Genomic DNA, 23,480 nt, shown 5'->3' with positions numbered 1-23,480 from the left:
AGCGTCACGAATCTCATGAGGAGAACGCGCGCGATGGCAGGTAAACGCACTGTGCTGACGGTTCAGCTGCGGCGATTGGCCGCACTGCTGTCGGAGATGCGGGAGCAAGCGGGGGTCAGCAAGGAAGTCGTCAGTGCCCGCACCGGCATCAACGTCACCACGCTGTACCGGATCGAGACCGCGCAGGCGCGTCCGCAGCGCCGCACCCTGACCGCGATGCTCGATCTGTACGGGATCGGCGAACCACAGCGCTCGGATGCGGTCCAACTGCTGACCGAGGCGCTGAAACCCGGTATGTCACGGCCGTTCGAGGCGGCGGTCTCGGAGGTCTACGCCGCCTACATCAACTTCGAGACCGAGGCACTGTCGGCACGACTGTTCCAGACCTCGTTCATTCCCGGACTGCTGCAGAGCGAGCGCTACGCGTGGGCGGTGCTCGACACCGCGATGCCGAAGGTCGAGACATCGGTGATCGAACAGCGCCTGCGAGCCCGGGTGGAACGCGGCAAAGTACTGACCCGCGACGGAAATCCGCTGGAGCTGTGGGTGGTGCTCGACGAGGCGGCGATCCGCCGCGTCGTCGGCGGGCCCGAGGTGATGCGCGAGCAGTTGCTGCGGCTCACCGAGGACACCGACAAGCGCAACGTGATCCTGCAGGTGTTGCCGTTCGGCGCCGGCGCGCATCCGGCGATGGTGGGCTCGTTCGTCGTGCTCGACTTCCCGGATCCGGCAGATCCGGAACTGGTCTACGTCGAAGGGATCGCCGGTGACGATATCGTCGAGGGCCACAACGAGATTCGCCGTTTCGGGGTGATGTTCGACCAACTGCGCGCGATGGCGTTGAGTCCGCGCGACTCGGCCGAGATGATCACCGAGGTGGCCGAGGGCCTGCGCTGAACGAGGTTCACGCCTGGCTGGCGCGCCGGAAACCGACCGCCGCCGGCACCGCGAAGACGACGATCGCCCCGACCGACCAGGCCACCGTCAACAGCAGCGGACCACGTATCGCACCGCCGAGGGTCGCCGCGCGCATCGTGTCGATCGCCGCCGACATCGGCTGATGCGAAACGATCGGCTGCGCCCACCCGGGGTAGGCGTTCAACGGCACGAATCCGGTGCTGAAGAACATCAGCAGCGACGATCCCAGCGAAATAGCCTCCACGGCGAAGGTTTTCGCCGAATACACCGCCACCGATGTCACCATGGTGGCGAAACCCAGCCCGTACAGCACCGGCACACCCAGCACCGCGAGCACGGCGATCGGTCGATGGAATCGGAACCCGAGCGCCACCCCCACCGCGAACAGGACCACGGTGCACACCACGATCCGCACCACCTCGGCGAGAATGCGCGAGGCCAGGCCAGAGGCGCGATGGATCGGCAGCGCCCACAGCCGCCCCAGCAGCCCGGCGTCGCGTTCGCGGCCGAGCGTCACCGCCCCGGCCAGTGAGCCGGACATCACCGACACCACGGTCACCATCGGCACCGAGCCGTAGAGGGCATCGACGCCGGAGAACGCGGAGATCTGATGTCCCAGCACCGTATTCAGCATCACCAGCAACAACGCCGGGAACAGCAGCGTCTGCGCGGCGGTGACCGGATCGCGGCGCCACCGCCGCAGCAGGCGACCGGTCTGCACCAGCGTCTGCGGGAGCAGATACCGCCACCGCTCGGTGTCGACTCGCACGGCCCCGAATCCGCTCGCCGCGGTGCCTATCCCGGTCATCGCTGCCGCCTGACCGCCACCAGCACCGACGCCACGCCGAAGAGGGCGACACCGGCGATCGTCCACAGCACACCCGGGCCCACCGTCGACCGGCTCACCGCCGCCGTGAAACCCGGCTGGTCACCGGCCAGCGCCCGCATCGCGTCGACGAACTGCGAAATCGGCTGGTTACGCGCGAATCCCCGGATCCACTCCGGGAACTGCTCGGCCGGTGCGAATCCGGTGGACACCATGCCGAGGATCAGCTGCGGCAGCATCAACATCTGGGTGGTGGCCTCGGGCGATTTCGACAGCGTGCCGAGCAGATCGCCGAACACTCCCAGCATCATCCCCACGGCCACCGAGAAGAGCAGGAATCCGACCGTGTTCCACAGTCCCCCGTAGAACCTGAATCCGATCACATATCCACACATCAGCGCCGCCACCAGTGCGATCACGATGCGGTAGCCGGTGGAGGCCGTGCGCGCGCCCAGCGGCGCGATATGTGGGATCGGCATGGTGGCCAGGCGGGCATCGAGTCCGTCGCGCGCGTCGACCGCCGCCCGGAAGGCCGCCGCGGTGGCGCAGAACGACACCGCCTGCATGACGATCATCGGCATCAGGAACTGCGAATAGCTGCTGGCCCCGTGCCCGGCGAAGGTCATCACCCGGTCCAGTGGCACGTAGAACCCGACGGTGAAAATGGTCGGAGCGAGCACCGCGGTCAGCGCCTCGCCGTTGCGCACCGACGAGCTGATCTGCCGCCGGGTGAGCACCCAGCAGGGCAGCCACCAGCGCCGCAGCACCGCGGGCATCCGCCGCTGGGACATCTGCCGCTGGGGCATCTGCTGAATTCGCACAGTCATCGCCCGCTCCGTTCACACGCAGTCGGCTTCCGATCTTCATCACACCAGATACCGGGCTCGCAGGCGGTAGCTTCCGCCGCGCCGGTCGTCGGGTTCGCGAGATATGTCGCGCACTGTCAAGTCCGCTATCGCATGCCGAATCGGACGGCGCCGGGTGGTCCTCCCACCATCGCCGCGGCGGGCAACTATGCTGTGCGCCGTGTTCGATCCCCAACCCGATGTCGCACCTCATCCGGATATCGCCCATCTGGCTCCATTGCTGGGCACCTGGCGCGGATCCGGGCACGGGGAGTATCCGACCATCGAGCCGTTCGACTACCACGAGGAAATCCACTTCGGCCACGTCGGCCGCCCGTTCCTCACCTACCGGCAGCGCACCCGCCATGCCGGCGACGGCCGCTCCCTGCATGCCGAAACCGGCTACCTGCGCTCCACCGGCGCGGATCGGGTGGAATTGATCCTGGCCCATCCGACCGGTATCACCGAGATCTGCGAGGGCAGGATCGCCGTCGCCGGCGACGGGCTGCGGCTCGAGCTCGATTCCACCCGGATCGGCACCTCGAGTACGGCCAAACCGGTGACCGCGCTCGGGCGCTCGATCCACCTGGCGGGCGACACCATCGACTACAGCTTGCGCATGGCAGCGGTCGGGCAACCAATCCGGCATCACCTGTCCGCCAGTTTGCATCGAGCTGAACAGAAGTAAAAATACGGGCGTGAACAGGCTGTATCCAGCCTGAACCACTGTGTGGAGCCGCACAGGGGGTTGTCGGCGCGTGGTTCGCCGGTTTACCGTTTTCGGGTCGGCTAACAGTCGGCGAACCATCAGTTCGATGCCAATGGCTCTCACTCACCCGCAAGGGGGAAGACCATGAAGCGTTCGACGCTCACGCTGATCACGGCGGGAATGATCCTCGCCGGGACCGGGGCCGTGGAGATCTTGGGAGATGGTTCGGCGGGGGCGTCACCCCCCACCGAGCAGGCCCCCGCGGCCGGCATCAGTGGATCGGAGGTGCAGGCACCATAATCGGCACCGGAACTTCCACACTCACATCCCCGTGACCGGACGCCCCTGTCGGCGGCCGGTCACGAGCGTTCAGGGGGCCGTCACGTTTCCCGTCAGGTGCCGCCCGCCGGCAGAGCGGCAAGCATATCCCTGGTAACCGCTACGGCATTGTCCGAACTGCCGCCCCGCGCCAGCAGCGTCGCCCAGGCGAGATCGCCGCGGTAGCCGATGAACCACGAGTGCGATCCGCCGTCCACCTCCGCCTCACCGGTCTTGCCGAACACCTCGCCCTGATCGGCGATCCGCGCGGCGGTTCCGCCCGTGACCACCTTGCGCATCATCTCCTGCAGTCCCCGCACCACCTGCGGTGACAACGCGGGCCGATCCCCGTGCACGGCGGTCTCGTGCCCCGCGATCAGATACGGAGTCGGCGCCGAACCGCGCGCCACGGTGGCGGCCACCAGCGCCATCCCGAACGGACTGACCACCACCTTGCCCTGCCCGATGCCGTCCTCGGTGCGAAGTACCAGGTCATCGGCGGGCGGAACCGAACCCGATACCGTCGGCAGCCCGGCCACGGTGTAGTCCGGCCCCACCCCCATCCGGGCCGCGGCATCGGTCAGGGCATTACCGGACAATTCGCTCGACAGCTGAGCGAAGGCGGTATTGCATGACCGTTCGTAGGCCGTCGACAGGGGCACATCGCCGAGAGAGAACAGGTCGTAGTTGGGAATCGTGCGTTCGCCCACCACGATTCGGCTGGGGCACGGGACCACGGTGTCGGGCTGGGCCAGACCCGCGGACATCGCGGCGGCCGCGGTGACGGTCTTGAACGTCGAGCCGGGCGGATACAGTCCGGTGGTCGCGACCGGACCGTCGGCATCGGCGGCCTCGTTCTGGGCCACCGCGAGGATGGCGCCGGTCGACGGCTGCACCACCACCATCATCGTCTGCTCGCGGCGCGGATCGACCGCGCGTTGCGCGGCATTCTGCACATTCCGGTCGATACTCAGCGAGAACGACGGCGCCGGTTGGGGCGCAACCTCTTTCAGCACATCGGTATCGACCCCGTTGGCGTTGACGGTGACGACACTCCAGCCCGCCTTGCCGTCGACCTCGTCGATCACGGTCTTGCGGATCTGGGTCATCAGGTCGGGGGCGAAGTGCCGATCGGTGGGGATCAGATCACCCTGGCGGTCGGTGGCGACTCCGGGCAGACCGAGCAGCTGCCCGCTGACCTGGTCGAACTCCCAGTCGCTCAGCGAGGCAACGAGATAGCGACCGGTCGTCTTGCGGGCCGCGGACAGGATCGCCGTCGCGGTCGCGGTGTCGTCGAACCGCTTCACCGCGGCGGACAGGGCGCCGGCGACATATCCGGGATCCGGGGCCGCGGCGGCGGTGAACGAAATCCGGTGCACGGCACCCGGAACGAGCACGTCACCGCCCGATCGCTCGTTGACCCGGGCCCGCGGCGCGGGGGTGGTGCGCAACTGCAGGCTCTGGGTGTCGCCCAGTTTCGGGTGGATGTCGGAGGCGGTCCAGCGCACCTTCCACTCGCCGCCGCTGCGGCCCATCTGCAACTGGCCGGTGTAACTCCAGATCCGGTTCCTGGGCAGGGTCCACTCGTAGGTGTAGTCCACGGTGGCGGTGTCCCCGGTGACCCGCGCCGAACCGGTATGCGCGCTCAGACGCTGTGCCTGCAGGTTCTTCCACGCCGAATCCAATGCCGCCGTGGCCTTCTCGGGCTGGGTGGTGACACCGGCGGCGCGTTCGAGATCATGGCGGGCGACGGCGGACAGGAACGTGTCGGCCGCGGCGACGGGCCCCTGCGATCCGGCCGAACACGCGCCCACGGTGACGACCACGGCGGTCGCCGTGCCCAGTACCAGCGCCCGGGGCCCCCACCACCGCGGTGCGCATCTCGAAATCGACATCACCACCGATGGTAGCCAGCCGATCGCTGGTAACCGTTGCGACACACTGAATTTGCCGTGCGCGCAACAATCCGACCGGTCAGTCCACCAGGATGGTCGCGAAGGTCGCCACCTGGTGGAACCCCACCCGGGCATAGGCGCGGCGCGCGACCTCGTTGTAGGAGTTCACATACAGGCTGGCGGTTCGCCCCGCGGCCACCACCGCATCCGCGACCGCGGCGGTTCCGGCCGTGCCCAGGCCGCGGCCCCGCCACTGCGGATGCACCCAGACGCCCTGGATCTGCCCGGTCCGCCGGGACATCGCACCGACCTCGGCCTTGTAGACGACCTCACCGTCCTCGAAACGCGCCCAGGCCCGGCCGGATTCGATCAAGCTCGCCACCCGGCGCCGGTAGCCGCGACCACCGTCGCCCGCCCGCGGATCGACCCCGATCTCCTCGGTGAACATCGCCACCGCCGCGACCAGATAGCGATCCAGCTCGTCGGTGCGAACCCGGCGCACCTTGGGATCCGGCAGTGCGTGCGGGCGGCCGTCCAGTGCCAGCAGCGGCTGATCCGAGCGCACCTCACGGGGCGCGCCCCAGCGCTGCTCCAGCACCTCCCACAGCGGCAACGCCAACTCCTGACGCCCCACGACCGAGGAGCACACCCGCGGCCAGCGCGCCGCGCGATCGGCGAAGGCCTGCATATCGTCACCGGTGCCACGCAGCGGAACCAGATTGGCACCGGAGAAGCACAGCGACTCCTCCGGGCTTCCCCGTGTCCACAGCTCGCCACCGCCGCGATTGTCCAGACCGCATTCCTGCAATCGCGCGGCGACCATGCAGCAGGCCACCGGGTCGGTGTCCAGTACTTGCAGCACCCGCGCCAGATCTCGATCTCCGAGCTGACGCGCACCGGAAATCCGTGACCGTCGCGACGGTTCCAGCACACTCCGCACGCTCACAGCCTGCCATGAACCCCGGCGGCGTGCGGGGGCTTTGCTCAGCTCGAGCGGGAGAATGCGCCCGACCCGGGACACGCCCGCCTCCGCTGTCCGCGCACTGCGCTCAGCCGACGGTGACGACGGGCTCGCCGGACTCGGCATCGGTGCCCATCTCGTCGGCGATCCGCATCGCCTCTTCGATCAGAGTCTCCACGATCTGATGTTCCGGCACGGTCTTGACGACCTCACCCTTGACGAAGATCTGGCCCTTCCCGTTACCCGAGGCGACGCCCAGATCCGCCTCGCGAGCCTCACCGGGACCGTTGACCACACAGCCCATCACGGCCACCCGCAACGGCACCTCGAGCCCTTCCAGCCCGGCGGTGACCTCGTTCGCGAGGGTGTAGACGTCGACCTGCGCGCGCCCGCACGACGGGCACGAGACGATCTCGAGTTTGCGCGGGCGCAGATTCAGCGACTGCAGGATCTGCGCGCCGACCTTGACCTCCTCGGCGGGCGGCGCGGACAGCGAGACCCGGATGGTGTCGCCGATGCCCTCGCTCAGCAGCGCACCGAAGGCCACCGCCGACTTGATCGTGCCCTGGAACGCGGGCCCGGCCTCGGTCACGCCCAGATGCAGCGGATAATCGCACTGCGCGGCCAGCTGCCGATAGGCCTCGACCATCACCACCGGGTCGTTGTGCTTGACCGAGATCTTGATATCGCCGAAGCCGTGTTCCTCGAACAGGCCCGCCTCCCACAGCGCCGACTCGACCAGCGCCTCGGGGGTGGCCTTGCCGTACTTCTCGAGCATCCGCTTGTCCAGCGATCCCGCGTTCACGCCGATCCGGATCGGGATACCGGCCGCACCCGCGGCCTGGGCGACCTCCTTGACCCGGCCGTCGAACTCCTTGATGTTGCCGGGGTTGACCCGGACCGCCGCACATCCGGCATCGATGGCGGCGAAGATGTAGCGCGGCTGGAAGTGGATATCGGCGATGACCGGAATCTGCGATTTCTTCGCGATCGTCGGCAGCGCGTCGGCGTCCTCCTGGCGCGGGCAGGCCACGCGGACGATGTCACAGCCCGCGGCCGTCAGTTCCGCGATCTGCTGCAACGTCGCGTTCACGTCATGGGTCTTGGTCGTGGTCATCGACTGGACCGAGATGGGGTTATCGCTGCCCACCCCCACCGTGCCCACCATCAGCTGGCGAGTCCTACGCCGCGGTGCGAGGACCGCCGCCGGTGCGGCCGGCATCCCCAGGGTGATGGCTGTGCTCACGTTCGGCTGCCTACTTTCGTCTGCGTACTGGGTGCACCCGTTCGACACGAGTCTAGTGCGGACCACCGGACGGCCGGCTGTGAGAGCACCGACACCGCCGTGAGCACCGCTGTCGCGGTACCGCACCCGACCGCGCGCGGGCCCGGAACCGGGTGGTTACGGTTGCCGGACCGCGACGGTCGATCCACGCCCGCCATCCCCGCGTTCAGGAGGCTTCACCGGATGTACATGCCGGGATCACGTCGAGGACGGTGCTGAGGGGTGCGCCTGGCCATGCCCGCCGAACTGCCGGCCGATCCGGAAGCCGCTGCGGCGCTGCAGAATCGGCTGCGGGAGCGGGTCGTCACCACGGATCCGGCGCCACCGCGGTTCACGACCGTCGCCGGACTGGATTCGGCGTACGACGACGAGGGCCGGGTCGTGGCCGCCGTCGTGGTCCTCCACGCGGCCACGCTCGAGGTCGTCGACACCGCCACCGCGGCCGGTACCGCGGCCTTCCCGTATATGCCCGGACTGCTGGCCTTTCGTGAGCTGCCGACCACACTGGCCGCGCTCGACACCCTGACCACCACCCCCGACCTGCTGGTATGCGATGGGCAAGGGATCGCGCATCCGCGCCGGTTCGGATTGGCGTGCCATCTCGGCCTGCTGACCGGGCTGCCGTCGATCGGCGTCGCCAAAACGGTGTGGGGACACTACGACGAGCCCGGGTTCGAGCGAGGTTCGGTCTCCGACATCACCCTCGACGGGGAGCTCGTCGGACGCGCGGTGCGGACCCAGCCCGGGGTCAAACCGCTCTACGTCTCGGTCGGCCACCGGATCGGCCTGGACACCGCGTGCGCGACGGTGCTGGCGCTGGCGCCGCGCTATCGACAGCCGGAGACCACGCGGCGGGCCGACCGGCTGTGCCGGGATCTGCTGCGCGCGGCCGGCACGAGCTAGCCGGTGACCGGGCTCCCGGTTCGGGGTTGCGTCGTGGTCGCGATCTCGTACGGTTGTCACATGGACTCGAAATCGGCGGGCGCACATCACTGTTCACCTCCGCACGCCCCTCGATGAAAGTCGGCGGCACCGGATGTCCACGGATGGGGATATCGCATGCGTTACACGGCTCTGAACGTCGGCCAGACCGAGGAGTGGAGCGAACTCACCAACACTTTCGTGCCGATGGAGCACCGCTACCTGCGGCCGGCACGCTGGCGATCGGAGCTGACGGTCCAGCAGAACAGTCGCTACAGCCTGCTGCGATGGGACGAACCCGACGGGCGGATCGCCGACCGCACCCGCGGCAACGTCGCCCGGGTCCCCGCGGACGACTTCTACTGGCTGGTGGTGCCGGACCGTAGCGTTTTCGGTGTGCGCTGGGCCGATCCGACCGCGCCCACCACCGTGGCAGGCCGCCACGACGGCCGGATCGGCACCGCCCGCGACGGCGCCATCCGGGTCGCGGACGGACGGGGCATGCTGATGGGCCTGGATCAGGAATGCCGGCTGCGCCCCGGTGCGGCCGCCTACGCGATGCAGCTCCCCCGCGCCGAAATCGAACACGCCCTGCCCGCGACCGGCCCCATGCGGCGCGTCCTCGATCTCGATTCCGGTCTCGGCCGGGTGGTCGACTCGATGATGCGCAGTGCGCACGCCGAACAGGACCGGCTCGGCGAACTCGAGTTCAACGCGATCTGCGAACGCCTCGGCGAACTCGTGTGCCTGCTGCTGACCGGTGATATGCGCCCACACCACGACCACCTCACCGAGACCGCGGCCGCGGTGCGCCGGTATGTCCGCGAGACGGTCGGAACCGGCGATGTGCGACTGCCCGCGGTCGCACACGCACTCGGCTGGTCACCCCGGCAACTGCGCCTCATCCTGCAGCAGTGCGGTACCACCTATCGCGACCTGCGGCGCGAGGAGTCGTTGCGCGCGGCACGGACCATGCTCGAGCGGCCCGACCCGGCGATCGCCGAGGTGGCCGCCCGCTGCGGTTTCACCGTCACCTGGTTCTCGGCCGCGTTCAAACAGCGTTTCGGCGAGACGCCGCGGGAGTTCCGCAAGCGCCGGCTGGCCGAGCTCGCCGACCGGTAGGCACCGTCGTCACACCCGTTGACGCCGGTCGGCCCGCGTGGTGAAAGCGGATGTCACCGAGCGGATTTCGAGGTGCGACACCGCCTGGTTCGCCGGCGCCGTCGACGATAAAACGTTGTGTTCGGCAATTTGATGGCAAATAGCACTGGACAACCTCGACCAAGGAACAGCTGCGAGTATCGAAAACACCTGGATCGCCACACCGAGCAGGGACGGAAAAGTTCGCCATCTCGTCACGTCATCCACATTCCGAGAACGGTTTCAGCAGCACTTCGACGGGCTCGCATCCGGCCCGATTCGAATGCCCCACGGAGCCGCGCGGCCCGCCTCGGCACGCGATCCGCGGCGAACTGTCCACCGGGTGCGTCCATGCTGTTTACCCGATCGCCGACTACCCGAACCTGTCCGGTATCACCTGATGAATGCCGACTTCTCCGGCACCACACCCGAGACGAGAGCGCACGCGCGGGCGACGAGCGAGAGTCGAAGGACACCGAAACAAGTGCCCATTTCGTGTCTTGACGAACATTCCCGACCGGGCAGACGATTATTCGATGACCGTCGATGAGGAGTTGATTCAGGTCGAACAAGTCATCGAACGCCTGATCACTCGGTACCCATCCGCACCACCCGCGGACATCGAACTCATCGTGCGCACCATTCACAAGCGATTCGCCGATGTCCGAATCCACGATTTCGTTCCCCTTCTCGTCGAAAAGGCGGCACGGCAAGCGATCAGCATCCACCTAGCCGGAGGATCGGCGCACTCGGCGATCCGTAGTCGATCACGCGGCGGCACCTACCCGGTGACCGTGCTCTGAGGAGACCGGCTGTGGGCAAGAAGACCCGGCAGCACAAGCATCGCAGCGACCGATCGGGACCGGCCGTCGCCGAGCGGAACCGTCACGAGCCGGGCGCCCCGGCGGAGTTGTCCGCGCCCGGCCCCGCGGTCGCGCGCGCTCCCATGACGAACAAGCACTATCGCCGTGCGCTACGACCGCTGCACGCCGAACTGGTCGCGCTGCAGGAATGGGTGAAGGCCTCCGGCGCAAGGGTTTGCATCGTCTTCGAAGGTCGTGACACCGCCGGAAAGGGCGGGGTCATCAAGGCGATCACCGCGCGGGTGAGTCCGCGGGTGTTCCGGGTGGTGGCCCTGCCCGCCCCCACCGAACGGGAGAAGTCACAGATGTACGTGCAGCGCTATCTGCCACATCTGCCGGCCGCCGGCGAGGTCGTGATCTTCGACCGCAGCTGGTACAACCGGGCCGGAGTCGAGCGGGTGATGGGTTTCTGCACCGACGAACAGGCGCGGCACTTCCTCGAGCTGATCCCGACCGTGGAGCGGGAAATCGTCGACTCGGGCGTCATCATGCTCAAGTACTGGCTCGAGGTCAGCCGGGAACAGCAGACCCTGCGCCTGCAGAGCCGCATCGACGATCCTCGCAAGATCTGGAAACTGTCGGATCTGGACCTGCGCTCCTATCGCCACTGGTACGACTACTCCCGGGCCCGCGACGAGATGTTCCACTTCACCGATACCGGCTGGGCGCCCTGGTATGTCGCGGTCACCGATGACAAGAAGCGCGGCCGGCTCAACGTCATCAGCCATCTTCTGAGCCGCATCCCCTACGAACCACTGGATCGGCCCGAGGTGGTGCTGCCGGATCAGCAGAAGGCGAAGGGTTACCGGGCCCCGGGGCAACCACTGCACTGGATTCCGACGCCGTACTGAGCGTGCGGTGCGGGAAAGGACGGGTGCCATGGCGGCCACACGAGCGGTAAGCCCGAACCCGGCGGCGGACACCTCCGCCGGCGAACCGGCGAACTGGCATGCGCGCGATCCCGAATCCGTTGTGTCGGAGCTGTCCTCGGACCGGCAGGCCGGACTCACCACCGCGTCGGCCGACGAGCGCCGGCGGCGCTACGGCCCGAACGAGATCGCCTCCGAGCCGGCGCCGGCGCTGTGGTCGATCGCGCTACGGCAGGTCAGGGATCCGATGAATCTGATGCTGATCGCGGTCGCGGTGGTCAGCGTGGTCATCGACGAGATCCCCACGGCCGTCGTGGTCGCGGCACTGGTCGTGCTCAACGTCGTGCTGGGCACCCGGCAGGAGGTCAAGGCGCGCGCGAGCGTGGACGCACTGGCGAGGATGCAGACCCCGCGGGCACGCGTGCTGCGGGACGACGTCCTCACCCAGGTCGACGCACTGGAACTGGTGCCCGGCGATATCGTCCAGCTCGAAGCGGGCGATATCGTTCCCGCCGACGGACGTCTGCTCGCCTCCGCCACCTTGGAAACCCAGGAGGCGGCGCTGACCGGTGAAAGCGCCCCGGTCGCCAAGGATCCCGGCACCCTCGACACCACCGACGTCGCGCTCGGAGATCGCGCCGACATGGTGTATCAGAACACCTCGGTCACCCGCGGCACCGCCACGATGGTGGTCACCGAGACGGGCATGAATACCGAGATGGGCCGGATCGCGTCGATGCTGTCGGCGGTCGCCCCGTCGAAATCGCCGCTGCAGCGGGAACTGGATTCGCTGACCAAGGTGCTCGGTGTGATCGCGTGGACGGCGGTCGCGCTCATCGTGGTGATCGGCGCGCTGCGCGGCCAGGACGTCACAGCGGTGCTGCTGCTGGGCATCTCGATGGGCGTGTCCGCGATTCCCACCGGGCTGCCGACCTTCGTCCAGGCGATGCTCGCCTACGGCGCCCGTCAGCTCGCCGATGCCAAGGCGGTGGTCAAAAACCTCACCGATGTCGAGACACTCGGCGCGACCAGTGCGATCAACTCGGACAAGACCGGCACCCTGACCATGAATCAGATGACGGTGCGCTCCCTGTTCTTCCACTGCCGCTGGTACCGCGTGACCGGTGAGGGATACAGCACGACCGGGACCGTCACCGAGGCCGCCGGTGCGGGAACCCCGGATTTCACGCTCCTGGCCTACGGGCTGTGCCTCGACAGCGACGCCACCGTGTCCGATACCGGCGAGATCATCGGCGATCCGACCGAGGCGGCCCTGGTGGTCCTCGCGGCCAAGCTGGGCATCGACGCTCCCCTGACCCGCCGGAGTTACCCTCGGGTCGCCGCGGTGCCGTTCGACTCGGCCTACAAGTTCATGGCGACGTTCCACCATCTGCGGGTGGACGGGCGGACCCGGTTCGTCGAACTGGTCAAGGGCGCACCGGATATGGTCCTGGCCCGCTGCGCGACCGCGTACCTGCCCGGCCGCGCGGAGACGCCGATCGACCAGGTGCACGAGCAGATCACCGACGCGATGCGCACGATGTCGGAACAGGGACTGCGGGTGCTGGCCTTCGCGGCGCGCCTGCTCGACGATCAGGAGGCTGCCGCGCGGGACGATCCGATGTCGATGGTCGAGGACCTCACCTTCGTCGGGATGGCGGGCATCATCGACCCGTTGCGCCCCGAAGCTGTCGAGGCGGTGCGCATCGCCCACGAGGCCGGTATCGACGTGCGCATGATCACCGGCGACCACGCGATCACCGCGGCGGCGATCGGCGCCGAACTCGGGCTGGGTCCGGGTGCGGTCGGCGGCGCCGAGTTGCAGGCGATGACCGATGAGCAACTCGCCCGAGCACTACCGGACCTTCATGTGTTCGGCCGGGTCACCCCTCAGGACAAACTGCGCCTGGCAGAGGTGATGCAGCGTGGCGGCGCGGTCGTCGCGATGACCGGTGACGCCGTCAACGACGCGGCCGCGCTGAAGAAGGCCGATATCGGTGTCGCGATGGGCTCGGGCAGCGAGGTCACCAAACAGGCGGGCAAGATGGTGCTCACCGACGACAACTTCGGGACGCTGATCACCGCGATTCGCCTGGGCCGCAGCATCTACGACAAGATCGTGTCCTACATCCGCTACCAGATGTCGAAACTGTTCTCGCTGGTGCTGCTCTTTCTGGTGGCCAGCATCGTCGATATCAACGACGGCGTCGCGCTCACTCCGCTGATGGTGCTGTTCCAGCACTTCTTCATCACGCTGTTCCCGGTGGCGGTGATCATGACCGACCCGCCGCCGCCGAATCTGATGAACCAGCCACCGCGCGACCCGGCGATGCCGATCGCCAACCGGAGCGCCTTCGCTCAGTGGCTGGCCTACGGCGTGCTGCAATTCGCCGTCGCGCTCGCGGCGATGCTGCTCGCCCCCGGCGAGATGAGCACCGATACGGCCTCGGTGCCGATGACGACGACCTTCGTGGTGCTGTCGTTCAGCTCGATCCTGAGCGGCCTGGCCATGCGCCGCGACCCCGAATCCGGTTTCGGCGCACCGATTCTCGGCGCGCTGAAGATCCTGTCCGTGCCGGTCGCGGTGACCGTGCTCGCCGTGGAACTGGGCTTCCTGCAAGACCTGCTGATGACCAGGTCACTGACGGGTCCCCAGTGGCTGGCCTGTCTCGGCTGGTCGCTGCTGGTCCCGCTCGCCATCGAAGCGGAGAAGGCGCTGCGGCGCCGCCGCGCGCGCCGCACCGAACCTCGCGTACCGCTGACGGCCGCGGTCGCGGTGGCCCCGCGGCGCGCACGAGCGCATTAGGCACGGCCGTGCGCTGGCGGGAGAGTGTCGGCCGATTGCCCGCGATCGCGACGGCCCGTGCGTATCACCGGGAGTGGCTGCGGCCGGACATCACCGCCGGTCTGGTCCTGACCGCACTGCTGATTCCCGCGGGTATGGGATACGCCGAGGCCGCCGGGCTGCCCGCCTATGCCGGGCTCTACGCCACCATCGTCCCGCTGCTCGCGTACGCGGCGGTGGGTCCGTCCCGGATTCTGGTGCTCGGGCCGGACTCGTCACTGGCGCCCCTGATCGCGGCGGCGGTGCTGCCGCTGGCGGCGGCCGGTGATCCCGACAGCGCGCTCGCCCTCGCGGGTGTGCTGGCCGTGCTCGTCGGGGTCATCCTGCTCGCCGGCGGATTCCTGCACCTCGGATTCGTCACCGAACTGCTGTCCAAACCCATCCGGATCGGGTATCTGAACGCTATCGCGCTGGTCGTGGTGGTCGGACAGATACCGAAGCTGCTCGGCTTCTCCGTCGACGTGTCCGGTCTGCTCGCCGAGGTCGCCGCGATCGTCCGGTCGGTGTTCCACGGCGATATCGACCCGATCGCGGCGGCCGTCGGTATCGGCTCGCTCGCCGTCATCGTGGCCTTCCGGAGGTGGTTGCCCGTGGTGCCCGGGGTGCTGGTCGCGGTCGCCGGTGCCATCGCGATCTCCGCGGCGGCCGGGCTCACCGATCGGATCGGCATGGTCGGCGCCCTGCCCGAGGGCCTGCCGTTGCCGTCGGTCGGCGGAGTCGATTGGCACGATGTCGGACGGCTGATCGGTCCCGCGGCGGGTATCGCGCTGATCGCGTTCGCCGACAGCGGTGTCCTGTCGCGGACCTTCGCGTCCCGCCACGGCGAGGACGTCGACGGCAGCACCGAGATGAAGGCGATCGGCGTCGCCAATCTGGCGGGCGGGCTGTTCGGCGGATTTCCCGTCTCCGCCAGCGGTTCTCGCACACCGGTCGCCGAACAGAACGGCGCGCGTACCCAATTGGCCGGTGTCGTCGGCGCACTCGCCGTGTTGCTGTTCGTGCTGGTCGCGCCCGGGCTCACCGCCTACCTCCCCGACGCGACCCTCGGTGCGGTGGTGATCGTGGCGGCCACCGCGCTCATCGATGTGCGCGGCATGGTCCGGATGTGGCGGATGAGCAGGCTGGAATTCACCCTCGCGGTGGCGGCGTTCCTCGGCGTCGCACTGGTGGGCGTGCTGCAGGGCATCCTCGTCGCCATCGGACTGTCGTTCCTCGCGGTGGTCGCGCAGGCCTGGCAGCCCTACCGCACCGAACTCGTGGCGACCGCGGACCGCCCCGGCTTCCACGACATCGAACGCCATCCCGAGGGGCACCGCATACCCGGACTGGTGCTGGTGCGTTTCGACGCGCCGCTGTTCTTCGCCAACGGGCAGATCTTCGACGAGTACGTGCGCTCGGTCGTCGCACGGGCCCCGGCCCCGGTCGACTGGGTGGTCGTGGCCGCCGAGCCGATCACCGGCCTGGACACCACGGCCGTCGACGAAATCGTCGACCTCGACGAGTATCTCGAGGGCCACGGCATTCGACTGGCCTTCGCGGAGATGAAGGGCCCGATCAAGGACAAACTCATCCGCTTCGGCGTCGGCGACCGGTTCGACGACACCCACTTCTTCCCCACCGTCGAGGCCGCGGTCGACGCCTTCGGCCATCGATCCGACCACACCACCGACACCTGATCGCGCACGAGACGAGGCTGATCATGAATCCCTCCGGCGACCCTCACCCGCACCGCCGATCGGCGGACGCGGTGGCGACCGCGGACCGTGAGCTCCGCGGCCGGCGCCGGTGGGCGCGTGCGGCATTCGTGTTCGCCGCCGCGGCGGTCACGGGGCCGGTGGTGTTCGCCGGAGTGCTGGGCACCCTGGCCCTGCTGGCCGTGGGCGTCGGCGGCGTCGTGGTCACGGTGGCCGCGCTGTACTGGTTCGTCAGCGGTCGCGGCGTCCTGCGGTGGGCGTCGGCGGCGATCGCCGTCCTGACGCCGATCGTGGTCCTGGTGATGTTCGTGCGCGCCGGCCTGCTGTGGGTGGTGCTGCTGGTGTGCGCCACCGTCGTGGCCGCCGTCGTCTGCGCCCGCCTGGCACTGCGCGCCCACACCCCGCCCACCACCGAGTACCCTGTGCCACCACCGTTACGGCCGTTTCTGATCATGAACCCGCGCTCGGGTGGCGGGAAGGTCGCGAAATTCGATCTGCGCCGCCGCGCCGAGGAACTCGGTGCGCGGGTCGTCGTGCTGGAGGGCGCCGTCGATGTCGTCGCGCTGGCCCGTGAGGCGGTCGAACACGGCGCGGACCTGCTCGGCGTGGCCGGCGGTGACGGCACCCAGGCGCTCGTGGCGGGCGTCGCGGCCGCCCACGATGTGCCGTTTCTCGTGATCAGCGCCGGCACCCGCAATCACTTCGCGATGGACCTCGGGCTGGATCGCGCCGATCCGGCCGCCGGCTTGGCGGCACTGCGCGACGGCAGGGAGATGCGGGTCGACCTCGGCCGGATCAACGACCTGCCCTTCGTCAACAACGCGTCCTTCGGCGTGTACGCGGAAGTCGTGCGCAGCCCGGCCTACCGGAACGACAAGGCCGCGACCGTGCTGCGGCTGCTGCCCGACCTGCTCACCGGGCAGACCGGCGCCCGGCTCGTCGCCCGTATCGGCCCGGCGACCGTCGAGGGGCCGCAGGCGGTGCTGGTGAGCAACAATCCGTACGGCACCGGCGATCTGGCCGGTCTGAGCCGTCGGGACCGGCTCGACCGCGGTGTACTGGGCGCGGTGACCGTCTCGGTCTCCAACACTCGCGACGCCGTGGGCCTGATTCGACGCACCCACAGTCACGGGCTGACCCAGCGCACCGCGGCCGAGGTCGTCGTCGACGCGGGAAGTCCGCGGATCCCGGTCGGCGTCGACGGGGAGTCGCTGCTGCTGGACACCCCGGTGCGCTGCGTCGTCGAACCCGGCGCGCTGCGGGTCCGGGTTCCTCGCGACCGGCCCGGAACCCGTCCGGCCGCACCCGCGCTCGACTGGATACGGCTGCGGGATCTGGCGACCGGTCGCGCGAGCGAATGACGAAAGACGGTGGCGGGCAACCCGTCCCCGCGGCTGCCCGCTGTCATGTCACGGCCGCAGCCGCACCGGCAGTCGCTGCGGTCCGGCGGTGATGATCTGCGGCCCGTACGGCAATTCCGCTGCCGGGCAGGCCAGTTCGAGTTGAGGGAAGCGACCGAACAGCGTCGACAGCGCGATCGCGGATTCCAGCCGGGCCAGCGGCGCGCCGAGGCAGAAATGCGGGCCGCGCCCGAAGGCCAGCTGATCCCGTGGATCGCGGTCGATATCGAAGACATCGGCGTCCGGGTAGTACTCGGGATCGCGGCCGATTCCGCCGTACCACACCACCATCGCGCCGGCGGGCAGATCGACTCCGGCGATGGTGACATCCTCGAGCGCGTAGCGGATGAACGCGGTGCACAGCGGCGACCGATAGCGCAGGGCCTCCTCGACCACATCTCGCCACCGATCACCGGTAACCGCTTTCGCGAGCTGCTGCGGATGCTCGCACAGGGCCACCACCGCATTGCCGAGCAGATACACCGTCGTCTCGTGACCGGCGGTGATCACCACCCACAGCACGGTGACGAGTTCTTCGTCGGTCAGCTCGTTATCGGCGTTGGCAGCCAGCAGCGCCGAGGTCAGATCATCGCCCGGCGCACGGCGTTTCGCCTCCAGCAGACCGGCCAGGTGCACGGTCATGGCGCCCATCGCCGCGGCGGTCTCGGCCCCGGTGGCGACGGGCGAGGTGATGGTGACCACCCAGTCCCGGATCAGCGGCTCATCGGCCTTCTCCACCCCGAACAGTTCACAGATCACCCGCACCGGAAGCGGGGTGGTGTAGGCCGAGATGAGGTCGACTTCCTCTGTCCGAGAGGCGAATTCGTCGATCAGTTCACCGGCGATACGCCGGATGCGGGGCTCCATCGCCGCCACCCGCGCGGGGGTGAACGCCTGCCCGATCGTCTTGCGCAACCGGCGGTGTTCGGCGCCGTCGAGATTGAGCATGTGGTCCATGTCGGTGAGCGCGCGCATCGGCCAATCCGCCGGGATGGTGCCGTCGTGCAGGGCCGGGCAGTTGCGCGAATTCTTGCTGAACGACGTGCCGTCGGCCGCCAGCAACTCGCCGACCGCCCGATGACTGACCGCCGCCCACGCGGAGACGTTGCCGGGCAACGTGATCGGCACCACCGGCCCGCGACCGCGGATGCGATCGTAGGTGTCGAATACCGATTCGCCCAGGGTGGGCAGTTCGATGACGGATTCGGTCATTACGGCTCCCGAGATGTGATCGACGACAGGCGTCACGGGCCGCGATGAACCCGGACCCGATCAGTCTCGGTGGCCGCTCTCGACCGCACCACCGCGCGACCCATCCTCTGCCCCGCACCCGAAGTCCGGTGCCCCGGAACAGAAGTACCCGGGCACCGGAACGCCACCGAACGGCTACGGGAACAGTTTGATCGGGTTCACGATATCGGCGACCAGCGTCAGGATCATGTACGCGCCACCGATGACCACCACCACATACGTCGCGGGCAGTAGCTTCATGTAGTCGACCGGACCACCGTTGGGCAGCCCCTTGCGGTTACGCCACATATTGCGCAGCTTCTCGAAGATCACCACCGCGATGTGGCCGCCGTCCAACGGCAGCAGCGGCAGCAGATTGAACGCGCCGAGGAAGAAGTTCAGGCTGGCCAGCACCAGGACGAACGCGCCCCAGAGCCCGTGCTCGGCGGTTTCGCCACCGATCTTGCTGGCGCCGTAGACGCTGACCGGGGTATCGGCGTCGCGCTGGCCGCCGGTGACGGCGTGCCACAGGCTCACCACCTTGCTCGGCATCTGGGCCAGCGAGGCGAAGGTGCGGCCGAACATATCGCCGGTGAACGACACCGAGGCGGGGATCGCCGAGATCACGTTGTATTTGACCGGCCCGTAGAAGTCCTGCGCGACACCGACTTTGCTCGCGTACACCGGTGTGGTGACGCGATCGGAACCGTCGGTGGCACCCGACCGCGCCGGATAGGTCGCCACCCGCTGCGGGGTGACCGGGATCTGCAACGTCTGCCCGTCTCGCTTCACCGTGTAGACGATCGGACCGGTGGCCTTCTCGGTGATCGACCGGAAATCGTTCCAGCTGCTCACGGGCTTGCCGTCGATCGCGGTGACCAGATCACCGCGCTCGAGACCGGCACGTTCGGCCGGGCCGGGCCCGGTGCACTGCTGCATCGATCCGTCCGGGTTCTGCGCGGCCACGCAGCCGGCCGGATAGATCTGGGTGGCGGGCGGCGAATCCAGCCGAGGCAGGCCCCAGGCCACCGCCAGCAGCATGATCAGCAGGAAACCCAGGACGAAGTTCATGGCGATGCCGCCGAACATCACGACCAGCCGTTTCCAGGTGGTCTGGCGGTACATCGCGCGGTGCAGATCCTCGGGCGGGACCTCGTCCAGCGCGGTCATACCCGCGATATCGCAGAAACCGCCCAGCGGTAGCGCCTTGAGGCCGTATTCGGTCTCACCACGGCGGAAGGAGAACACCTTCGGCCCGAAGCCGACGAAGTAGCGGCGCACCTGCATGCCGGTGGCCTGCGCCGCCCACATATGGCCACATTCGTGTAGCGCCACCGATACCGTGATGCCGAGGGCGAACAGCACGAATCCGATCGCGAAGCCCATGCGGTATGGAACCCTCCTGAATCAGTTGCTCACGAGCGTGCGCGCACGCTGTCGCGCCCACGCATCGGCCGCGAGCACCTCGTCCAAGGTACTGGGTTCGGCGGCCCAACGGTCGGCCGACTCGACGACCCGCGCGACCGTGCGCACGATATCGGGGAACCGCAGCGCCCCGTCGAGGAAGGCCTGCACCGCGATCTCGTTGGCGGCGTTGTAGACCGCGGTCACGCTGCCTCCGGCCTTCCCGGCCGTACGCGCCAGCTCGACCGCGGGGAACACCTCGTTGTCGACGGGTTCGAAATCCCAGCGCATCGCGGTGCCGAAGTCCAGCGGTGCGAGGGCGCCGGGCACCCGGTCGGGCCAGCCCAGTGCCAGGGCGATCGGCAACCTCATATCCGGTGGACTGGCCTGGGCCAGAGTGGATCCGTCGGTGAAGGTCGCCATCGAGTGCACGATCGACTGCGGATGCACGGTGACGTCGATCTTGTCGTAGTCGATGCCGAACAGCATGTGCGCCTCGATCAGCTCCAGGCCCTTGTTCATCAGGGTCGCCGAGTTGAGCGTGTTCATCAGGCCCATCGACCAGGTGGGATGAGCCTTGGCCTCCTCCGGGCTCACCGATTCGAGCATCTCGGCGGTCCAGCCCCGGAACGGCCCGCCCGACGCGGTCAGCACCAGCCGCGCGACCTCGTCGGCGCGGCCACCGCGCAGGCACTGCGCCATCGCGGAATGCTCGGAGTCGACCGGGACGATCTGACCGGGCGCCGCCGCGCGAGTCACCAGACTGCCGCCCGCGACCAGCGACTCCTTATTGGCCAGCGCCAGCCGCCGTCCCGATTCCAGCGTGGCCAGGGTCGGTTTCAAGCCGAGCGCGCCGACCAGGGCGTTGAGCACCACGTCGGCGTCGGTGCGCCGCACGAGTTCGGTGACCGCGTCCGGACCGCTCAGGGCGACACCGAGTTTCGCCGCCGCGGCCGGATCGGTCACGGCCACGTTGTCGGTTCCGGTGGCCCGGATCTGCTCGGCCAACAGGTCGGCGTTGCCACCACGCGCGGCCAGCCCGACCACCTGGAATCGGTCCGGGGCGGCGGCGACGACCTCCAACGCCTGGGTGCCGATGGAGCCGGTGCTGCCCAGCAGCAGAACTTTCACGATGTCGGACACGCACCCATTGTCCACGGTGAACCGTGGGCGGTGAATCGCCGTGGCCGACACCCCGCTGGCTACGACGGCCGGTCGTATGCAAACATATTCACGACAGTCACCTTCACGACCTGCGGACCTCACGGTGTGTGATGCATCCGGACGCAGTGATCACGGAAATGATGGGAGCGAACGTGGCCGCCACGGAACTGGAACCCGCCAAGAGCGCCGGCGTCGTCACCAAGGTCGATCCCGCCGAGGTTCCCTCCGCCGCCTGGGGCTGGAGCGGTGAATCGCGGCGCTCCTTCCGTATCGCCGGATGGGTCGTCGTCGTGATCCTGCTCGCCATGCTGTTCGAGAACCAGCAGGGCGCCTCCTCGGGCACCGGCTGGACCGGCTACATCTTCCTGATCGGATTCGCCGTCGCCCTCGCCGGCATCCTGATTCGCGACTCGATCCTGCAGCGCAAGCCGCGCTGAGTCGGCCACCGCGCCGCTGATCCACCGGCCGCTGAGGTTTCCTACCTCAGCGGCCGCGTCGTTTCTGCCGGCCGCGAGTGCCACCCGATCGAGTGCCACCCGAGCGCCCCTGCCCCGCCCCGCCCCGGCGCGGCGCGGACTGCTTCGCCCCACCCTGCGCGCGTCCCTTACCGCCCTGTGCCGCACCACCTCCGGTGCGGGCGCGGGTGCCCTCACCCTCGCGACGATCACGTTCACCACTGGTCCGTGAACTGTTCGCGGTGCGGCCGCGCACGATGCCGATGAACTCCTCGACGAACTCCCCCGGGTGGTCGATCGGCCAGGCCAGGGCGATCTGCGTCGGATCCACGTCGGTGAGCGGCCGGTAGATCAGGTCGCGGCGGTGATGCAGGCGCGCCAGCGACTGCGGGACCACGGCCGCGCCGCCGACCGCCGCCACCAGTTCCAGGGCGTCGCCGACCGCATCGATATCGCCCGTGTCCTGCATCCGCTCATCGTCCAGATCGGCCGAGCTCACCTCCTCGAACAGTGCGATCGGATGGTCCTTGGGCACCACCGCCACCGCCAGTTCGCGGTACAGCGGAATCGCGTGCAGGCCCTCGCGGTCGATCGGCAACCGCACGAAGCACATGTCGACCCGGCCCTCGGTCAGGGCGCCGCGCTGCTGCGCCTGCGGTACCGCGACGAGTTCCAGCGGCGCGTCGGGAAAACGTTGCGCCCATACCCGCGCCCATTTGGCGACGGTGACGCCCGGGACATAGCCGATACGCGGCGAGACGGGAGTGGGCTGGGTCATCGGGCAAGCGTATGGCACCGGCCGGACGCCTCCGGCACCCGCGGTCCCCGGCCGGCCCACCGCGGCCGGTGCCATCCGGCCGGTCGGCGCCACGATCCGGGTCGCTACATCATCGAGATGACGAGCGGTACGACAGCAGTGGTCGGCACCGTGTGCCCCCGGCGAACACGGTAGAAATGATCACAGCACTCCCCAGACTCACCCGGTACGCCGGGCCGACCAGAACGGATTCGCGTTGACGACCCCCTCCCCGGCCCCGATGGCATCCGGCGGCCCCGGATTCGATCGCCCGTTGTTCACCACCATCACCGATTTCGCCGACCACACCCGCTGGCTCAACGACGCGATGCTGTGGTGGACCGATGCGGGACTGGGAATCTTCGCCGTGCTGATGGTGATCGGCTGGTGGCTGGCACGCCGCCGCGACGACCGGTCGATGGCACTGGCGTTGCTGGCTCCGGTGAGCGTAGTGGTCGCGTATCTGGTCGCTGAGGTGGTGAAAGTACTGGTCGCCGAGCCGCGGCCGTGCCGGGGCGTCCCGTCCGCCTACATCCTCGAGACCTGTCCGGTGCCGAGCGACTATTCGTTCCCCAGCGGTCACACCACGACGGCGGCGGCCACCGTCGCCGCGCTCTATCTGCTGAATCGGCGCCTGGGCTGGGTCACGGCGGTCTTCGCGGTCGTCCTGGCGTTCAGCCGGGTCTACGTCGGCGGCCACTATCCGCACGATGTGGTGGCCTCGGCGATCCTCGCCGTCCCGGTCGCCGCCGCGGTCAGCCTGCTGCTGGCGCGCCCGGTCACCAACCTGGTGGCACGGCTGCGCTCGTCGGCGCTCGCGCCGCTGGTCGCCGACACCGCGCGGGAGCCCGTGCCGCGGGCGTGAGGCGGGCCGATCGGTGAAGCCGGGCACAGTCCGGATACGCGGGTGCCGCGACCCGCTATTCTGACCGACGTGGCGGT

The 23,480-nt window shown here is 68.7% G+C and carries 21 protein-coding genes; 12 read left to right on the top strand and 9 right to left on the bottom strand.

Annotated features, from left to right (window positions below):
- The first annotated feature begins 33 nt into the window (after positions 1 to 33).
- Complete coding sequence (locus LKD76_RS10735; protein ID WP_227980882.1) at positions 34 to 897, top strand: helix-turn-helix domain-containing protein; 864 nt, start codon at positions 34 to 36, stop codon at positions 895 to 897.
- Between the two features lie 7 nt (positions 898 to 904).
- Here the strand turns inward: LKD76_RS10735 and LKD76_RS10730 are convergent, their stop codons facing one another.
- Both LKD76_RS10730 and LKD76_RS10725 read right to left on the bottom strand, forming a co-directional pair.
- A complete protein-coding gene (locus LKD76_RS10730; RefSeq protein WP_227980881.1) occupies positions 905 to 1,726 on the bottom strand; it encodes an ABC transporter permease in 822 nt (273 codons plus the stop codon).
- Positions 1,723 to 2,571, bottom strand: coding sequence for an ABC transporter permease (locus tag LKD76_RS10725; protein WP_227980880.1), 849 nt, complete (start codon positions 2,569 to 2,571; stop codon positions 1,723 to 1,725). Before LKD76_RS10725 ends, LKD76_RS10730 begins: the two co-directional genes overlap by 4 nt.
- A gap of 187 nt (positions 2,572 to 2,758) precedes the next feature.
- Between LKD76_RS10725 and LKD76_RS10720 the strand changes: the two genes are divergently transcribed.
- Together LKD76_RS10720 and LKD76_RS10715 are read left to right on the top strand one after the other, a co-directional pair.
- Positions 2,759 to 3,277 (top strand): peroxynitrite isomerase, encoded by a 519-nt coding sequence (locus tag LKD76_RS10720; RefSeq protein WP_227980879.1) that lies wholly within the window; start codon positions 2,759 to 2,761, stop codon positions 3,275 to 3,277.
- Positions 3,278 to 3,442: 165 nt separating this feature from the next.
- Entirely contained in the window at positions 3,443 to 3,598 is a 156-nt protein-coding gene (locus LKD76_RS10715; RefSeq protein WP_227980878.1) for a hypothetical protein, read from the top strand.
- Between the two features lie 92 nt (positions 3,599 to 3,690).
- On the opposite strand, the gene LKD76_RS10710 is transcribed toward LKD76_RS10715, so the two are convergent.
- From LKD76_RS10710 to ispG, 3 genes are all read right to left on the bottom strand, one after another.
- Positions 3,691 to 5,511 carry a penicillin-binding transpeptidase domain-containing protein gene (locus LKD76_RS10710; RefSeq protein WP_227980877.1) on the bottom strand — a complete coding sequence of 607 codons (1,821 nt, stop codon included), beginning with the start codon at positions 5,509 to 5,511 and terminating at the stop codon, positions 3,691 to 3,693.
- A gap of 79 nt (positions 5,512 to 5,590) precedes the next feature.
- Complete coding sequence (locus tag LKD76_RS10705) at positions 5,591 to 6,451, bottom strand: GNAT family N-acetyltransferase (protein WP_227980876.1); 861 nt, start codon at positions 6,449 to 6,451, stop codon at positions 5,591 to 5,593.
- A 109-nt stretch (positions 6,452 to 6,560) separates the two neighbouring features.
- Positions 6,561 to 7,694: a flavodoxin-dependent (E)-4-hydroxy-3-methylbut-2-enyl-diphosphate synthase gene (gene ispG / locus LKD76_RS10700; RefSeq protein ID WP_255661230.1), complete on the bottom strand. Its 1,134-nt coding sequence runs from the start codon at positions 7,692 to 7,694 to the stop codon at positions 6,561 to 6,563.
- A gap of 297 nt (positions 7,695 to 7,991) precedes the next feature.
- On the opposite strand from ispG, the gene LKD76_RS10695 reads away from it, so the two are divergent.
- From LKD76_RS10695 to LKD76_RS10665, 7 genes are all read left to right on the top strand, one after another.
- Complete coding sequence (locus tag LKD76_RS10695; protein WP_227980874.1) at positions 7,992 to 8,660, top strand: endonuclease V; 669 nt, start codon at positions 7,992 to 7,994, stop codon at positions 8,658 to 8,660.
- A 156-nt stretch (positions 8,661 to 8,816) separates the two neighbouring features.
- The gene (locus LKD76_RS10690; protein WP_227980873.1) at positions 8,817 to 9,800 is read left to right on the top strand and encodes a helix-turn-helix transcriptional regulator; all 984 of its coding nucleotides are present in this window, start codon (positions 8,817 to 8,819) and stop codon (positions 9,798 to 9,800) included.
- A 554-nt stretch (positions 9,801 to 10,354) separates the two neighbouring features.
- Entirely contained in the window at positions 10,355 to 10,621 is a 267-nt protein-coding gene (locus LKD76_RS10685) for a three-helix bundle dimerization domain-containing protein (protein WP_227980872.1), read from the top strand.
- Between the two features lie 107 nt (positions 10,622 to 10,728).
- Entirely contained in the window at positions 10,729 to 11,532 is an 804-nt protein-coding gene (gene ppk2, locus LKD76_RS10680) for a polyphosphate kinase 2 (RefSeq protein WP_227985192.1), read from the top strand.
- Positions 11,533 to 11,560: 28 nt separating this feature from the next.
- Positions 11,561 to 14,356 (top strand): cation-translocating P-type ATPase, encoded by a 2,796-nt coding sequence (locus LKD76_RS10675; RefSeq protein WP_227980871.1) that lies wholly within the window; start codon positions 11,561 to 11,563, stop codon positions 14,354 to 14,356.
- An 8-nt stretch (positions 14,357 to 14,364) separates the two neighbouring features.
- Positions 14,365 to 16,071, top strand: coding sequence for a SulP family inorganic anion transporter (locus LKD76_RS10670; RefSeq protein ID WP_227980870.1), 1,707 nt, complete (start codon positions 14,365 to 14,367; stop codon positions 16,069 to 16,071).
- A 23-nt stretch (positions 16,072 to 16,094) separates the two neighbouring features.
- Positions 16,095 to 17,450: a diacylglycerol/lipid kinase family protein gene (locus tag LKD76_RS10665; protein ID WP_227980869.1), complete on the top strand. Its 1,356-nt coding sequence runs from the start codon at positions 16,095 to 16,097 to the stop codon at positions 17,448 to 17,450.
- A 48-nt stretch (positions 17,451 to 17,498) separates the two neighbouring features.
- On the opposite strand, the gene LKD76_RS10660 is transcribed toward LKD76_RS10665, so the two are convergent.
- The 3 genes from LKD76_RS10660 to dxr all read right to left on the bottom strand — a co-directional run bounded on the left by LKD76_RS10660 (position 17,499) and on the right by dxr (position 21,266).
- Positions 17,499 to 18,701 carry a cytochrome P450 family protein gene (locus tag LKD76_RS10660; RefSeq protein ID WP_227980868.1) on the bottom strand — a complete coding sequence of 401 codons (1,203 nt, stop codon included), beginning with the start codon at positions 18,699 to 18,701 and terminating at the stop codon, positions 17,499 to 17,501.
- Positions 18,702 to 18,875: 174 nt separating this feature from the next.
- Complete coding sequence (locus LKD76_RS10655) at positions 18,876 to 20,105, bottom strand: M50 family metallopeptidase (RefSeq protein ID WP_227980867.1); 1,230 nt, start codon at positions 20,103 to 20,105, stop codon at positions 18,876 to 18,878.
- 21 nt (positions 20,106 to 20,126) lie between these two features.
- Positions 20,127 to 21,266, bottom strand: coding sequence for a 1-deoxy-D-xylulose-5-phosphate reductoisomerase (gene dxr, locus LKD76_RS10650; RefSeq protein ID WP_227980866.1), 1,140 nt, complete (start codon positions 21,264 to 21,266; stop codon positions 20,127 to 20,129).
- A gap of 173 nt (positions 21,267 to 21,439) precedes the next feature.
- Here dxr and LKD76_RS10645 point away from each other — a divergent pair, with 173 nt between their 5' ends.
- Positions 21,440 to 21,724: a DUF2631 domain-containing protein gene (locus LKD76_RS10645; RefSeq protein ID WP_227980865.1), complete on the top strand. Its 285-nt coding sequence runs from the start codon at positions 21,440 to 21,442 to the stop codon at positions 21,722 to 21,724.
- A 46-nt stretch (positions 21,725 to 21,770) separates the two neighbouring features.
- On the opposite strand, the gene LKD76_RS10640 is transcribed toward LKD76_RS10645, so the two are convergent.
- Positions 21,771 to 22,520 (bottom strand): LysR substrate-binding domain-containing protein, encoded by a 750-nt coding sequence (locus LKD76_RS10640; RefSeq protein WP_227980864.1) that lies wholly within the window; start codon positions 22,518 to 22,520, stop codon positions 21,771 to 21,773.
- A 235-nt stretch (positions 22,521 to 22,755) separates the two neighbouring features.
- Here LKD76_RS10640 and LKD76_RS10635 point away from each other — a divergent pair, with 235 nt between their 5' ends.
- Entirely contained in the window at positions 22,756 to 23,403 is a 648-nt protein-coding gene (locus tag LKD76_RS10635) for a phosphatase PAP2 family protein (protein ID WP_227980863.1), read from the top strand.
- Positions 23,404 to 23,480 lie beyond the last annotated feature (77 nt).

Source organism: Nocardia spumae (assembly GCF_020733635.1).
Classification (GTDB): Bacteria; Actinomycetota; Actinomycetes; order Mycobacteriales; family Mycobacteriaceae; genus Nocardia; species Nocardia spumae.
This window is presented reverse-complemented; position numbering and strand designations above follow the sequence as displayed.